The 13223-nt window shown below is 53.3% G+C and carries 14 protein-coding genes; 10 read left to right on the forward strand and 4 right to left on the reverse strand.

Annotated features, from left to right (window positions below; translation table 11 throughout):
• The first annotated feature begins 196 nt into the window (after window positions 1-196).
• Together B9L19_RS06555 and B9L19_RS06560 are read left to right on the forward strand one after the other, a co-directional pair.
• Complete coding sequence (locus B9L19_RS06555; protein WP_047753578.1) at window positions 197-1171, forward strand: aromatic acid exporter family protein; 975 nt, start codon at window positions 197-199, stop codon at window positions 1169-1171.
• Between the two features lie 68 nt (window positions 1172-1239).
• The gene (locus B9L19_RS06560) at window positions 1240-1746 is read left to right on the forward strand and encodes a L,D-transpeptidase (RefSeq protein ID WP_047753579.1); all 507 of its coding nucleotides are present in this window, start codon (window positions 1240-1242) and stop codon (window positions 1744-1746) included.
• Window positions 1747-1789: 43 nt separating this feature from the next.
• Here B9L19_RS06560 and prli42 read toward each other — a convergent pair whose 3' ends face one another.
• Complete coding sequence (gene prli42 / locus B9L19_RS18975) at window positions 1790-1882, reverse strand: stressosome-associated protein Prli42 (protein WP_020755294.1); 93 nt, start codon at window positions 1880-1882, stop codon at window positions 1790-1792.
• A gap of 207 nt (window positions 1883-2089) precedes the next feature.
• On the opposite strand from prli42, the gene mce reads away from it, so the two are divergent.
• The 6 genes from mce to gndA all read left to right on the forward strand — a co-directional run bounded on the left by mce (window position 2090) and on the right by gndA (window position 7906).
• Window positions 2090-2512: a methylmalonyl-CoA epimerase gene (mce, locus tag B9L19_RS06565; RefSeq protein WP_047753580.1), complete on the forward strand. Its 423-nt coding sequence runs from the start codon at window positions 2090-2092 to the stop codon at window positions 2510-2512.
• A complete protein-coding gene (locus B9L19_RS06570; RefSeq protein WP_025948597.1) occupies window positions 2509-4059 on the forward strand; it encodes an acyl-CoA carboxylase subunit beta in 1551 nt (516 codons plus the stop codon). The genes mce and B9L19_RS06570 overlap by 4 nt, the downstream gene beginning before the upstream one ends.
• A 282-nt stretch (window positions 4060-4341) precedes the next feature.
• A complete protein-coding gene (locus tag B9L19_RS06575) occupies window positions 4342-5466 on the forward strand; it encodes a tripeptidase T (RefSeq protein ID WP_089113878.1) in 1125 nt (374 codons plus the stop codon).
• Window positions 5467-5570: 104 nt separating this feature from the next.
• Complete coding sequence (locus B9L19_RS06580) at window positions 5571-6065, forward strand: chemotaxis protein CheW (RefSeq protein WP_025948595.1); 495 nt, start codon at window positions 5571-5573, stop codon at window positions 6063-6065.
• 81 nt (window positions 6066-6146) lie between these two features.
• Window positions 6147-6338, forward strand: a complete 192-nt coding sequence (locus B9L19_RS06585) for a hypothetical protein (RefSeq protein ID WP_013144812.1) — start codon at window positions 6147-6149, stop codon at window positions 6336-6338.
• Between the two features lie 158 nt (window positions 6339-6496).
• On the forward strand, window positions 6497-7906 hold the full coding sequence (gene gndA, locus B9L19_RS06590) for an NADP-dependent phosphogluconate dehydrogenase (RefSeq protein ID WP_047752845.1): 1410 nt from the start codon (window positions 6497-6499) through the stop codon (window positions 7904-7906).
• Window positions 7907-8241: 335 nt separating this feature from the next.
• Here gndA and B9L19_RS06595 read toward each other — a convergent pair whose 3' ends face one another.
• Complete coding sequence (locus B9L19_RS06595; RefSeq protein WP_241771965.1) at window positions 8242-8877, reverse strand: FtsX-like permease family protein; 636 nt, start codon at window positions 8875-8877, stop codon at window positions 8242-8244.
• A 176-nt stretch (window positions 8878-9053) separates the two neighbouring features.
• Between B9L19_RS06595 and B9L19_RS06600 the strand changes: the two genes are divergently transcribed.
• Window positions 9054-10865: a YncE family protein gene (locus tag B9L19_RS06600; protein WP_047752846.1), complete on the forward strand. Its 1812-nt coding sequence runs from the start codon at window positions 9054-9056 to the stop codon at window positions 10863-10865.
• 197 nt (window positions 10866-11062) lie between these two features.
• Window positions 11063-12430: a glycoside hydrolase family 1 protein gene (locus B9L19_RS06605; RefSeq protein ID WP_047752847.1), complete on the forward strand. Its 1368-nt coding sequence runs from the start codon at window positions 11063-11065 to the stop codon at window positions 12428-12430.
• A 26-nt stretch (window positions 12431-12456) separates the two neighbouring features.
• Here the strand turns inward: B9L19_RS06605 and B9L19_RS06610 are convergent, their stop codons facing one another.
• Both B9L19_RS06610 and B9L19_RS06615 read right to left on the reverse strand, forming a co-directional pair.
• On the reverse strand, window positions 12457-12873 hold the full coding sequence (locus tag B9L19_RS06610) for a type II toxin-antitoxin system VapC family toxin (RefSeq protein WP_025948590.1): 417 nt from the start codon (window positions 12871-12873) through the stop codon (window positions 12457-12459).
• On the reverse strand, window positions 12874-13185 hold the full coding sequence (locus B9L19_RS06615; protein ID WP_025948589.1) for an AbrB/MazE/SpoVT family DNA-binding domain-containing protein: 312 nt from the start codon (window positions 13183-13185) through the stop codon (window positions 12874-12876).
• Between the last annotated feature and the right edge of the window lie 38 nt (window positions 13186-13223).

Here is a 13223-nt window from a genome sequence, read left to right on the forward strand (position 1 = left end):
CATGAACTGCGCCTCTGTTGGTGTCTACGACGGTCTGTCCTATATGAACGGACAGCCGTCTTTTTTGTCCTTCCGTATGTTGGGGCCGAGCGGCTTTTGGTCGGTGTGTGAGGACAGGATTGTCCGTTTTTCCTTGCATCGAAAGCGCCGTCATCGGTACAATGAAGTCGGCAACCATTGGCAAAGGAGACTCGCGATGAAAATCGGCTATCGGACGTTGAAAACGGCGGTGGGGGCGGCGCTGGCGATTGCGATCGCTCAGCTGATCGGCCTGCATAATTTCGCTTCCGCTGGCATTATCGTCATTTTATGCGTCCAAGTGACGAAAAAGCGGTCGTTGGAAACAGCGCGGGCCCGTTTTGCGGCGTGCGTCGTTGCGATCGGGTTTGCGGCGTTGTTTTTTGCCATCTTCGGCTATCATCCGTGGACGATTGGGCTGTTGCTTTTGTTGTTCATTCCTGTGACGGTTCGCTTGAAAATCAATGAAGGCATTGCGACAAGCTCGGTCATTATTTTGCATTTGTATGCGGCCAAGGACATCACGTGGGGATTGGTCGCCAATGAGATCTTGCTGGTGGCGGTTGGCATTGGGGTGGCGCTGCTGATGAACATGTACATGCCGAGCGTGGAACGGCAGTTGAAGGAGCATCAACGCACGGTTGAAGATTTGTTCCGCATCATTTTAAAAGAAATCGTCCGCTACTTGCGCACGAATGAACTCGATTGGGACGGCAAAGAGCTGCCGCTTGCGGCGGAGACGCTCGACAAAGCGAAAAAGCTCGCCATGCGCCACGCCGACAATCAATTATGGCGGAATGAGGATGAATATGTCCGCTACTTCCGCATGCGCGAGCGGCAGTTGGAAATCATTGAGCATATGCTTCCGCTTGTGACATCGCTCGTCTACACGGTCGAGCAGCGGATGATGATTGCGGATTTTATCGACGAATTAAGCGACGCCATTCATCCAGGGAATACGGCGGACCGCTTTTTGCGGCGCCTTGCCGAGATGCGCGAACAGTTTAAAGCGATGCCGCTGCCAAAGACGCGCGAGCAGTTTGAAGAGCGGGCGGCGTTGTTTCATTTAGTGCGCGAATTGGAGCGATATTTAATCATCAAAAGCGAATTCCACCCCGGAAACGAACGAAAACCGCAGCGGCTGAAGGCATGATGCAGGGCATATGTCCATCTGTTTTGGCGCACACTATAGCCAAACATTCAAGCAAAGGATGGACGGATATGCGGGTATGGTTGGCCATTTGTTTCGTGCTCACCGCCGTGTTGGGAGCGCCTTTCCCAACAGCGGCGGAGGCAAAGCCGCTTGTCATTGTGAACAAAGCGATCAATAAGCTCGCGCTCGTCCGCGACGGCCGCATCGAAGCCGTTTATCCGGTGGCGACCGGGGTCAATGCCGATTTGACGCCGGAAGGGAAGTTTACGGTGACGGTGAAGGCGAAACACCCGTACTATCGGAAAAAGGACATTCCGGGCGGGGCGCCGAACAATCCGCTCGGCGCAAGGTGGATCGGCTTTAACGCGCGCGGGACGGACGGGCGCATCTACGGCATTCACGGCACGAACAACCCGGCGTCGATCGGCCGGTATGTGTCGCAAGGCTGCGTGCGCATGCACAACCGCGATGTCGAGCATTTGTATGAACGGGTGCCGCTCGGCGCCCGTGTGCTCATTCTTCGCAGCCATGAATCGTTTTACGCCATCGCCAAACGGCACGGCGCTGTCCGATGAAAAACGCAAGCTCGGAAACGGAGCTTGCGTTTTTTGGGCAGGTTTAAAACCACATGCTGATGCCGGCGAGGAGCGTCGTCAGCAGCATGCAAATAAGCATTACATACACGATGAATTTTTGCGTTTTCCGCGACAACGGTCCGTCCTCCTTCCGTCCGCTGTTCTACGTTTATTGTAACGGCAAACCGCAGGGCGGACAAGGAAAAATGCCCGATGCGAAGCGAACCGATCCAAGGCTCGACCGTGGCACGGACAAAGAAAAACAAAAAAGCAGGATTTTTTGTCGAAACGGCGAATGATAAAATGTTGGCCTCATCATTTTGCGGCAAAGGGGATGCAGATGATGGAAGTGAAAAAAGTCGACCATATCGGCATTGCCGTCCGTTCGATCGAGAAAGCGCTTCTGTTTTATACCGATGTGCTCGGCCTGCCGTTTCTCGGCATCGAGGAAGTCGAGTCGGAACAGGTGAAAGTGGCGTTTTTGCAGGCGGGAGAGGCGAAAATTGAACTTCTTGAGCCGCTGTCGCCAGAGAGCGCGGTGGCGACATTTATCGAGAAGCGCGGCGAAGGGATTCATCATGTGGCGCTTGGGGTGGAAGACATCACCGAGCGCATCCGCGAGCTGAAGGAGCACGGCATCCGCATGATTCAAGATGCGCCGAAACGCGGCGCCGGCGGGGCATGGGTCGCGTTCATGCACCCGAAATCGACCGGCGGCGTGTTGTATGAGCTTTGTGAACGGACGAAAACGGAGGGACACAAATGAGCGACATGTACGACAAAATCAATGAATTATATGACCGCCGACGTGAGATTGAACTGGGCGGCGGCGATGAGAAAATTGAACAGCAGCACGCGAAAGGGAAGCTGACGGCGCGCGAGCGGATTGATTTGCTTTTGGACGAAGGGACGTTTGTCGAGCTCAATCCGTTCATCGAGCACCGCTGCACCGATTTTGGACTTGGCGAAAAGAAGGGGCCGGGCGATGGGGTGGTGACCGGCTACGGGAAGATCAACGGCCGCACCGTGTTTGTGTTTTCGCAAGATTTCACCGTCTTCGGCGGGGCGCTTGGGGAAATGCACGCGAAAAAAATTGCGAACATCATGGATTTGGCGGCGAAAACCGGGGCGCCGGTCATCGGTTTGAACGATTCGGGCGGCGCCCGCATTCAAGAAGGGGTCTTGTCGCTTGACGGGTACGGACACATTTTTTACCGCAACGCCATTTATTCGGGCGTCATCCCGCAAATTTCCGTCATTATGGGGCCGTGCGCCGGCGGGGCCGTCTATTCGCCAGCCATCACGGATTTTGTGTTCATGGTCGAAAAAACGAGCCAAATGTTCATCACCGGTCCGAAAGTGATTGAAGCGGTGACCGGGGAGAAAATCAGCGCCGAAGATTTAGGCGGCGCCCGCGTGCACAACACGATCAGCGGCAACGCCCACTTTGCGGCAGCGAATGAAGAGGAGGCGCTCGCCGAAGTGCGGCGGCTCTTGGGCTATTTGCCGTCCAACAACAACGAAAAGCCGCCGTTCGGCCCGATTCCGGACGGGGACGACTACCGCCCCGATTTGGCCGATGTCGTGCCGATTGACGCTGTCCGCCCGTACGATGTGCGCCACGTCATCGCCCAAGTCGTCGATGACGGGTCGTTTTTTGAGGTGCAAAAAGATTTCGCGAAAAACATCGTGATCGGCTTTGCCCGCATTAAAGGCGAAGTGGTCGGGCTTGTGTGCAACCAGCCGAAGTTTATGGCCGGCGGGCTGGACATCGACTCGTCCGATAAGGCGGCGCGGTTTATCCGCTTTTGCGATTCGTTCAACATCCCGATCATTACGTTTGAGGACGTCACCGGCTTTTTCCCGGGCGTCAAGCAGGAGCACGGCGGCATCATCCGCCATGGGGCGAAAATTTTGTACGCCTACTCAGAAGCGACCGTGCCGAAAATTACGGTCATTTTGCGGAAAGCGTACGGCGGCGCCTACGTCGCCTTAAACAGCAAATCGATCGGCGCCGATGTCGTCTATGCGTGGCCGAACGCCGAAGTGGCGGTCATGGGGCCGCAAGGAGCGGCGAACATTATTTTCGCGAGCGAAATTGAAAAAAGCCCGAATCCGGAAGAAACGAGGGCGCAAAAAATTGCCGAATACCGCGAGAAATTCGCCAATCCGTACGTCGCCGCGAAATATGGCATGATCGATGACGTCATCGACCCGCGCGACACGAGAATCAAGCTCATTCAGGCGCTCGAGATGCTTCGCCATAAGCACGAGGAGCGGCCGAAGAAAAAGCATGGCAATATTCCGCTGTAAACGAACGGGGGCCGAGGGGCCCCTTTTTTGTTGCTCGGCTCTTCATTTTCGCACGGGGATTCACGTATGTCAGGCTCTTTCCGATGCCGCGCTTTCCAATCGCTCATCGGATTTTTTCGCTTATATACGGACACGACATTTGATCCGGCAGTCCGCGCCGGTGCATTTCGAGCGCGTCCGTATGCGTCTTAGGCGTGCGGATCGTTCCGGCGTCCGGTTTGGCTCTTGGCGGAACATTTCGGTATACTTAAGGTGGAATACATAAGCAGGAGGAAGAAAGTTATGGTCAATGAACAGCGTCTTGTCGACGAATTTTTGGAACTTGTGCAAATCGATTCGGAAACGAAGCATGAAGGCGACATTGCGAAGGTGCTGAAGCAAAAGTTTGAAGCGCTCGGCCTCGAGGTGATCGAAGACGATGCCGCTGCAAAAACCGGGCACGGCGCCGGCAACTTGATTTGCACGCTCGCGGCGACGAAAGACGGGGTCGACCCGATTTACTTCACGTCGCATATGGATACGGTCGTGCCGGGCAAAGGGGTGAAGCCATCGATTCAAGACGGCTATGTCGTCACCGACGGGACGACGATTTTAGGCGCGGACGATAAAGCGGGCTTGGCGGCGATGTTGGAAGCGATTCGCGTGTTGAAAGAGCAAAACATCCCACACGGCGTGATCCAGTTTATCATCACCGTCGGAGAAGAGTCGGGGCTTGTCGGGGCGAAGGCGCTCGATCCGTCGCTGATCCAAGCGAAATACGGCTATGCCTTGGACAGCGACGGCAAAGTCGGCAACATCGTCGTCGCCGCGCCGACGCAGGCGAAGCTGAAAGTCGTTGTGCACGGCAAAACCGCCCATGCCGGCGTGGCTCCGGAAAAAGGAGTGTCCGCCATTACGATTGCGGCGAAAGCGATCGCGAAAATGCCGCTCGGCCGCATCGATGAGGAAACGACGGCGAACATCGGCCGCTTCGAAGGCGGCACGCAAACGAACATCGTCTGCGACCGCGTCGATATTTTAGCCGAAGCCCGCTCGCTCGTCCCAGAAAAAATGGAAGCGCAAGTGGCGAAAATGAAAGAAGCGTTTGAAACGGCGGCCGCGGAAATGGGCGGCCGCGCCGATGTCGAGGTCGAAGTGATGTACCCGGGCTTCAAGTTCAGCGACGGCGACCACGTCGTCGAGATCGCCAAGCGGGCGGCGGCGAAAATCGGCCGGCCGTGCAAGCTCGAGCGAAGCGGCGGGGGCAGCGATGCCAACATCATCGCCGGCTTCGGCATTCCGACGGTCAACCTCGCAGTCGGCTACGAAGAAATCCATACGACGAATGAACGGATGCCAATTGAGGAGCTGGTGAAGCTGACGGAGATGGTCGTCGCCATTGTCGAGGAAGTCGCCAATGCCGAATGAGCATCCCAAGTCCGGATGCTCTTTTTTCTTGAACCATTCGGTAAACATTCGGTCGGAATCAGCCGATAAAAAAAGCAGAATGCATCATGAAAGAGGTGGCGGGGATGGACAAATACGTGGTGTTTCGCGTCGAGCGGGAACAGTACGCCGTCTCGATCGCGTATGTTGTCTCGATTGAAAAAATGACGGCGCCGACGGCCGTGCCGCATATGCCGGACTGTATGGCGGGCGTCGCGCGCATCCGCGGCGAGCTCGTGCCGGTGCTCGATATGCGAAAGCTCCTATACGGGCGGACGATCGAAGAAACGGACCAGACGCGTCTTGTCGTCGCCGCGGTCGACGGGTTGTCAGTCGCGTTTATCGTTGACGAAGCAAAGGAAATTGTGGATATTGAACCGGAAGCCATCAAGCCGCTGCAGCTCGTATCCGCGGAGCGCACACCATATGTCGTCGGGATCGCGTCGATGCCGGAGCGGCTGCTGACGGTGCTGGACCCGCGCGTCTTGTTTGCCCATTTGGACGAAGCGGACGCAATTCGCGAGCAAGTGGCCGCCGCCCAAGCCGCGGCCCAGGCGATCCAAGAAGGAGAGGCGGTATAGGTGTTTGCCTATACCGTTTTTTCTTCCGCGCATATCCTAACCATGGAAATGAACTTCAACATATGAGAGGAGGCGCATTCCATGGTTCGACCGTTCGGTCCGTATATGGGCGGCTTTTACCCGCCTTACTATGGCGGCTACGGCCACTATCCGTATGGCTACTATCCTTATTGGCACGGAGGCTACGGCGGCTATCACCACTTTCCATACGGGATGCATGATGGCCACTATCCGTTTTCACCGTACGGCTTCCCGCACTATGGAGGCTACTAAGCATGAGGGGCGTTATACGCCCCTTTCCATATGAACATGTCAAGCAAAGCTCGTCGTGCAGCCCCGTTCCTAAATCGGTTTAGAAAAACTTGCAGGCAAACGCAGACGTATGGTATGTTGTTTGATGAACAAACCAAAACGGAAAGGGACGTTGGACAATGGCGAAACAGCAAATCGGCGTCATCGGACTGGCGGTCATGGGGAAAAACTTGGCGCTCAACATTGAAAGCAAAGGCTATTCGGTGGCGGTCTACAACCGTTCGCGCGAAAAAACGGATGAGTTTTTGCAAGAAGCGAAAGGCAAAAACATTGTCGGTACATACAGCATCGAAGAATTCGTCAACGCTCTGGAAAAACCGCGGAAAATTTTGCTGATGGTGAAAGCGGGCGCGCCGACGGACGCGACGATCGAACAGCTGAAGCCGCATTTGGAAAAAGGCGATATTGTAATTGACGGCGGCAATACGTATTTTAAAGATACGCAGCGCCGCAACGAAGAACTCGCGAAACTCGGCATCCACTTTATCGGCACGGGCGTCTCGGGCGGCGAGGAAGGGGCGCTGAAAGGCCCGTCGATCATGCCGGGCGGCCAAAAAGAAGCGCATGAACTCGTGCGCCCGATTTTTGAAGCCATCGCTGCCAAAGTCGACGGCCAACCGTGCACGACGTACATCGGTCCGGACGGCGCCGGGCATTACGTCAAAATGGTGCACAACGGCATTGAATACGGCGACATGCAGCTGATCGCTGAAGCGTACTTCCTGCTCAAACATGTGCTCGGCATGGATGCTGCAGAGCTGCACGAAGTGTTCGCCGACTGGAACAAAGGCGAGCTGAACAGCTACTTAATCGAGATCACCGCCGACATTTTCACGAAAATCGATGAAGAAACAGGCAAGCCGCTTGTCGACGTCATTTTGGACAAAGCCGGGCAAAAAGGGACGGGCAAATGGACGAGCCAAAACGCCCTCGATTTGGGCGTGCCGCTGCCGATCATCACGGAATCGGTGTTCGCCCGTTTCCTCTCGGCCATGAAAGACGAGCGCGTGAAAGCAAGCAAAGTGCTGGCAGGCCCAGCGGTGAAGCCGTTTGAAGGCGACCGCGGCCACTTCATCGAAGCGGTGCGCCGCGCGCTTTATATGAGCAAAATTTGCTCGTACGCCCAAGGATTTGCGCAAATGAAGGCGGCTTCTGAGGAATACAACTGGAACTTGCGCTATGGCGACATCGCCATGATCTTCCGCGGCGGCTGCATCATCCGCGCGCAATTTTTGCAAAAAATTAAAGAGGCGTACGACCGCGATCCGGCGCTTCCGAACTTGCTCTTGGATCCGTACTTCAAAAACATCGTCGAAAGCTATCAAGACGCGCTCCGCGAAATCGTCGCCACCGCGGCGATGCGAGGCATTCCGGTGCCAGGGTTCGCCAGCGCCCTCGCCTATTACGACAGCTACCGCACTGCGGTGCTGCCGGCCAACTTAATCCAGGCACAGCGCGACTACTTCGGCGCCCACACGTACGAACGCGTTGACAAAGAAGGCATTTTCCATACGGAATGGTTGAAATAAGTGAAAAACCCTTAGAGCCGAAGGCGGTTCTAAGGGTTTTTTTGTGCTTGATGAAAATTCTCTCCAACCGGTAAGTTGCCCGATATCATCGCCTCGCAGACCTTTCCGTTCATGCTGGGCATTTGATTACGTGCGTCGATCAATGGCATCGCCGACTATAATGGTAATGAAAACTGTAGGTGAGCAAATTTGCAACGGCTCTTTTCCCGTAGAGTCAGTCAAGACTTTGTGGAGAACTTTTTTCGGTTCATTCCTTCCCCCTGTCAGGGTGCCAAGTGTGAGCAGCAATAAGGGGGCTGACGCCAACAGCCCATATTTTGGCGTCAGCCTCTTGTTCACAGCGCCTTGCGAATCAGCTGTTTGTCATAACGAACGGACAACACCCCAAACAGCGAATAGCAGGCCGTGTACATCGCCATCACGGTCAACATCGGCGTCCACAGTTCGGTGCCGAAAAAGAACCAGCCGGAACGGACGGCGAAATAGCTGTGAGACAATCCCAGCAGCAACGGAATGCCAAAGTAGAACAGCTGTTTCCGCCGAATGCCCCCAAGCAAGTCTTTTTCGGTGAATCCCAGTTTGCGCAAAATCGTGTAGTTCGGCCGCTCTTCTTCGCCGGCGCCCATTTGCTTGAAGTAAAGGATGCAGCCGGATGTGACCAAAAAGGCGAGTCCTAAAAAGGTGACGACAAACATGATCAATCCGAACGTCTGCTTTTGGTGGCGGCTCATCATAAGGAGCGAATCGGCGATGGAGGAAAACTCCATGCGTTGAAACAACTGATCAGCCCGTTCGATATTGGTTTCATCGGTCAGGTGAATGCCGATGTGCACCTTTTTCTTTTGTGGATCGGTTTCTTTTTGCAAATGGTCAAACATTGTTTGGTCGACGATGACGGTCGGCATGCCGTACGTGAAATGATAGTTGACGTAATAGTCTTTTTTCATCCCAAGGTAATGAAGCGGGACCATGCGGCCGAACAGGGTGCGTATGGCAAAAAGAGCTTGAAGTGATGATCAACGGTGGGCTATCATGGATATTGAGGATGGATAAGGAATGGTCAAATGTCGGTGCTCGATTGTTTGAGCTATGCTATGCGCAAGGAATGTATAAGGAATTAGAAATCATCGTTTGACGGGGGATTGGAATGGGAACAACATTTAGGAAAGGTTTTTTATTTTGTCTCTTCTTGTTTATCTGTTTTTTCCATGTGTTTCCTTCCGCTAAAGCGGAAGCGGCCGGACCGCGTACGCAACAGCTTCCTGGGCGCGTGCTCGATTGGGTCATGGATGATCAAAATGGGTATATTTATGCGCTCACGGAAAAGGGGATGTTATTATTTATTGAAGCGAGCACATTGTCCATCAAAGAGCAGGAACCCGTTTCTCTGCGGGCATACAGCGCTTTATGGCGGAAATATACCCAGCGGTCGGTCACTCTTCTTTTGCGGGGCGGGAAGCTGTATGTGCCGTCTGAAACATCGATAGACGTTTTTGACGTCAAAACGAAACGGCTGATTCAACGAGCTCCGTATAACGGATTGCCGTTTGGCCTATTAGGCAACAAAATCGTAACTTTCGGAAAGCAGTACGGGCGCGGGAAGACAACGTATGAGATGTACATGTGGGATTTGGCGGCGAAACGCCAAACAAGCCGGCTGATTGCTGATCCTAACTTTTTTTCCGTTTTTTCAGAGGAAAATACGTTGTTTTTCGATGAGAAGCGAGGTCTGGCCTTCATCGGCCGCAATGTTTCCATTCCTGATTTAGCGGTATTGCGCCTGTCCGATTTGAAGGTGGTGAAGCGAGTTTCGTATCAAGGGCCGAGAGGCAGCGCGCCCACCCATCCGCTCATCGTTGACGGAAGCGATGTGTTTTTTGCGGGAAGGCGCATTGATGCCGGAAATATCAACATGGTGCACGACTGTTATAACGGCCCCGTTTTAGATGTTCAAGGGGTCTACGTGGTGACAAATAAGGCGGTGTATGACCGTTACACCTCTGCTAAGATAAACATGCTTCCATTCCCGACGAACTATGCGTTGATGGATGCAAAGTACAATTTGTATTTGATCAAAGAAGGGGAAAATCGAATTTATAAATATCCATTGCCGGCCGATGAGAGCTATTATGTTCGATCGTCCCATTATGCTTTCACCAATGTCCCCATTTCCCATTTGTCTTATGATTCGTCGACCGGATGGTTGTATGTGTTGTCCGCCGAAGACAGCAAACTGTTTGTCATTCGCGCCAGCGACATGAAAATGGTGAAAGAAATTCATCCCGGACCGCAGCCGACGGATGTAAAAATTGATGGCGGCAAGGTGTATGTTGCGCTATCGGGAGCGACGAAAATGGCGATTTACGACGCCAAAACAATGCGGTTTCTTGGAACGGTGCCGCTGATCGCTGCTCCCCGTTCATTGGCGATCGGGGACGGGAAAATTTTCTTCACGGACAATAGCCGCACGTTGACGGGATCGATTGCCGTTTATGATATGAAGACGAAAAAACAATGGCGAATCCCAAAGGTATTCATCAATCCGTTGATTGGGTATGACGAAAAACAAAATGTATTGTATGTCGGACAGGAAGGAACATCGGATCATGATCTGTATGCGGTGCGGCTTTCCGATTGGCATGTTTCGCCACTATTGTCCTTCCCTGGAGGGGATGATGCCTTTTTTATGAACGGCGGGGAGATTTTTTACGGAAAGGCGCGCATCAATCCAGCCCAGCCCAGCGCATTGGTGGCCGCTGAATTTCCGGAGCCGCTGCGGGCGGCGAGCCGTCAATATATCATCACCAGCCGCGCCATTTATAACCGGGCAACAGGAACGAAAATCGCCGATTTGTCATCTGAAGCGTTGCTCGCAACGGCTGGAGATGATGGAATGATCTTCACGTATCGAAAAGTGGCTACGAACCATTATTTGATTAAGCAAAAACTGTCTCAATAAAATTGCCATTGCTGGGAGCGTTGGTGCTCTCCAAAGCGCATGAAACAGTTTTCACAATGTCTAGACGGGCTCGTACCTCCGCCCGTCTAGTTTTATAAAGAAGCAAATATGTCATAATGAGGATGATGCCCAAGGGTGAATTTTCCAAGGCGTTCAATCACTGAAACACGTCTGTTCACAGATAGGAGGGTCTTTCCATGTCACAACAGCGTAAATCGATCATCCCCGACAACTTTTTATGGGGCGGGGCGGTGACGTCGTTTCAGACGGAAGGGGCGTGGAACGAAGGCGGCAAAGGGCTGTCGATCGTGGATGCGCGCCCGATTCCAAAAGGGCATTCCGACTGGAAAGTGGCGGTCGATTTTTACCATCGCTACAAAGAAGACATTGCGTTGTTCAAGGAGCTCGGCTTTACCGCCTACCGGACGAGCATCGCTTGGACGCGCATTTTTCCGGATGGGGAAGGGGAGCCGAATGAAGCGGGCTTGGCGTTTTATGACGCCGTGTTTGATGAATTGAGAGCGAACGGCATTGAGCCGGTCATTACGCTGTACCATTTCGACTTGCCGCTGGCCTTGGCGAGAAAATACAACGGCTTCGCATCAAGGAAAGTCGTCGACTTGTTTGAGCGGTACGCGCGCACCATATTTGAGCGTTACCGCGGGAAAGTGAACTATTGGCTGACGTTCAATGAGCAAAACTTAGTGCTCGAACAGCCGCATTTATGGGGGGCGATCTGTCCAGAGACCGAAGACCCAGAAGCGTTTGCCTACCGCGTCTGTCATCATGTGTTTATCGCCCACGCGAAAGCGGTGAAGGCGCTGCGCGAAATCGCTCCCGAGGCGAAGATCGGCGGGATGGTGACGTATTTGACGACGTATCCGGCGACATGCCGGCCGGAAGACGCTTTGGCCAACGTGCAGGCGAAAGAGCTGTTCCTTGATTTCTTCTTTGATGTGTTCGCCCGCGGCGCCTATCCGTGTTATGTGACGAATCATCTGGATAAAAAAGGAATCCTTTTGCCGTTGGAAGAAGGGGATGAACAGCTGCTCCGGGAGCAAACGGTCGACTTTTTGTCGTTCAGCTACTATCAAAGCCAAATCGTCCGCCATCAGGAACAGGATGAGCGGATCATCAAAGGGCTTGAACCGAATCCCTATTTGCCAAAGACGAAATGGGGCTGGGCGATCGATCCGATCGGCTTGCGGATTGCCTTAAAAGACGTGTACGCCCGCTATCAGATGCCCATTTTCATCACCGAAAACGGCATCGGGCTTGAAGAGGAGCTGAATGAGGACGGCACGGTCGAAGATGATGAGCGGATCGACTATTTGCGCCGCCATATCGAACAAATGAAGAGGGCGATGGAAGAAGGAGTCGAGGTGATCGGTTATTTAATGTGGGGGGCAACCGACTTGTTAAGCTCGCAAGGGGAGATGCGCAAGCGCTACGGCGTCATTTTCGTCAACCGCGACGACGAGAACTTGCGCGATTTGAAGCGCTATAAGAAAAAAAGCTTCTACTGGTTCCAGCGCGTCATTCGCACGAACGGGGAAGAGCTGTAAACAGAGGCGGGGAAGCCCCCGCCATTTTACCAGTCTTTAGGGCGGCCATGGCGAATATTCAATCGTTTAAAATGTTTGTCCCAAGTCACGACATCTTCTGGGGGATTCGCTTTTGCATGAGCGGCGATATATGCGTCGATGAAGTCCACCTTTTTCTCGCCATAATCTCGAAGCGCCTGTTGCACAACATCTTTTTCCTCTGTTTCGATCCCGATCCCGTTGGTAAACTTTAATAAGGCGGCGGAAATGTCGGACGGCGATGCTTGATAGACGGAGGCCAGCACCCAGCAACATTCTGCGACGACGAGCGGATTAAGGCGCAAAATCAATTCTCCTGCTTCTACTTTCTGCAACATGTCTCCAACTTCTTCCGCAAGCTCTTGAGGATGGCCGGTCATGATTCGAATCACGACATTTGTGTCAATCCACAGCTTGCGAGCCACCTATTTTTCCTCCCCGTCTTTCAATTCCTCTGCTCCCATCGTCCGATATGCTTCATCTCGGATTTCCTCAACAGGGCGGAACGGCTGATTGGTTTTGAGAATGCCGATTAATTGTGACAAGCGATATTTCTTCGTGACTTCCACTTTTATTTCTCCATCTTGGTTGACCATAAACGTCAGATCGTCTCCTTCGGTGAGGCCTAATGTTTTTCGGATTTCAACGGGAATCACCACTTGGCCGCGGCTCGACAGCTTGCTTGTCGCTTTCATGACGATCGGCGATGGTTGATCCGAAACATTCATTTTTTCCATTGGCGTGTTTCGCTCCTTCCTAAACACTTTTTATACTT

Source organism: Geobacillus thermocatenulatus (assembly GCF_002217655.1).
GTDB classification, from domain to species: domain Bacteria; phylum Bacillota; class Bacilli; order Bacillales; family Anoxybacillaceae; genus Geobacillus; species Geobacillus thermocatenulatus.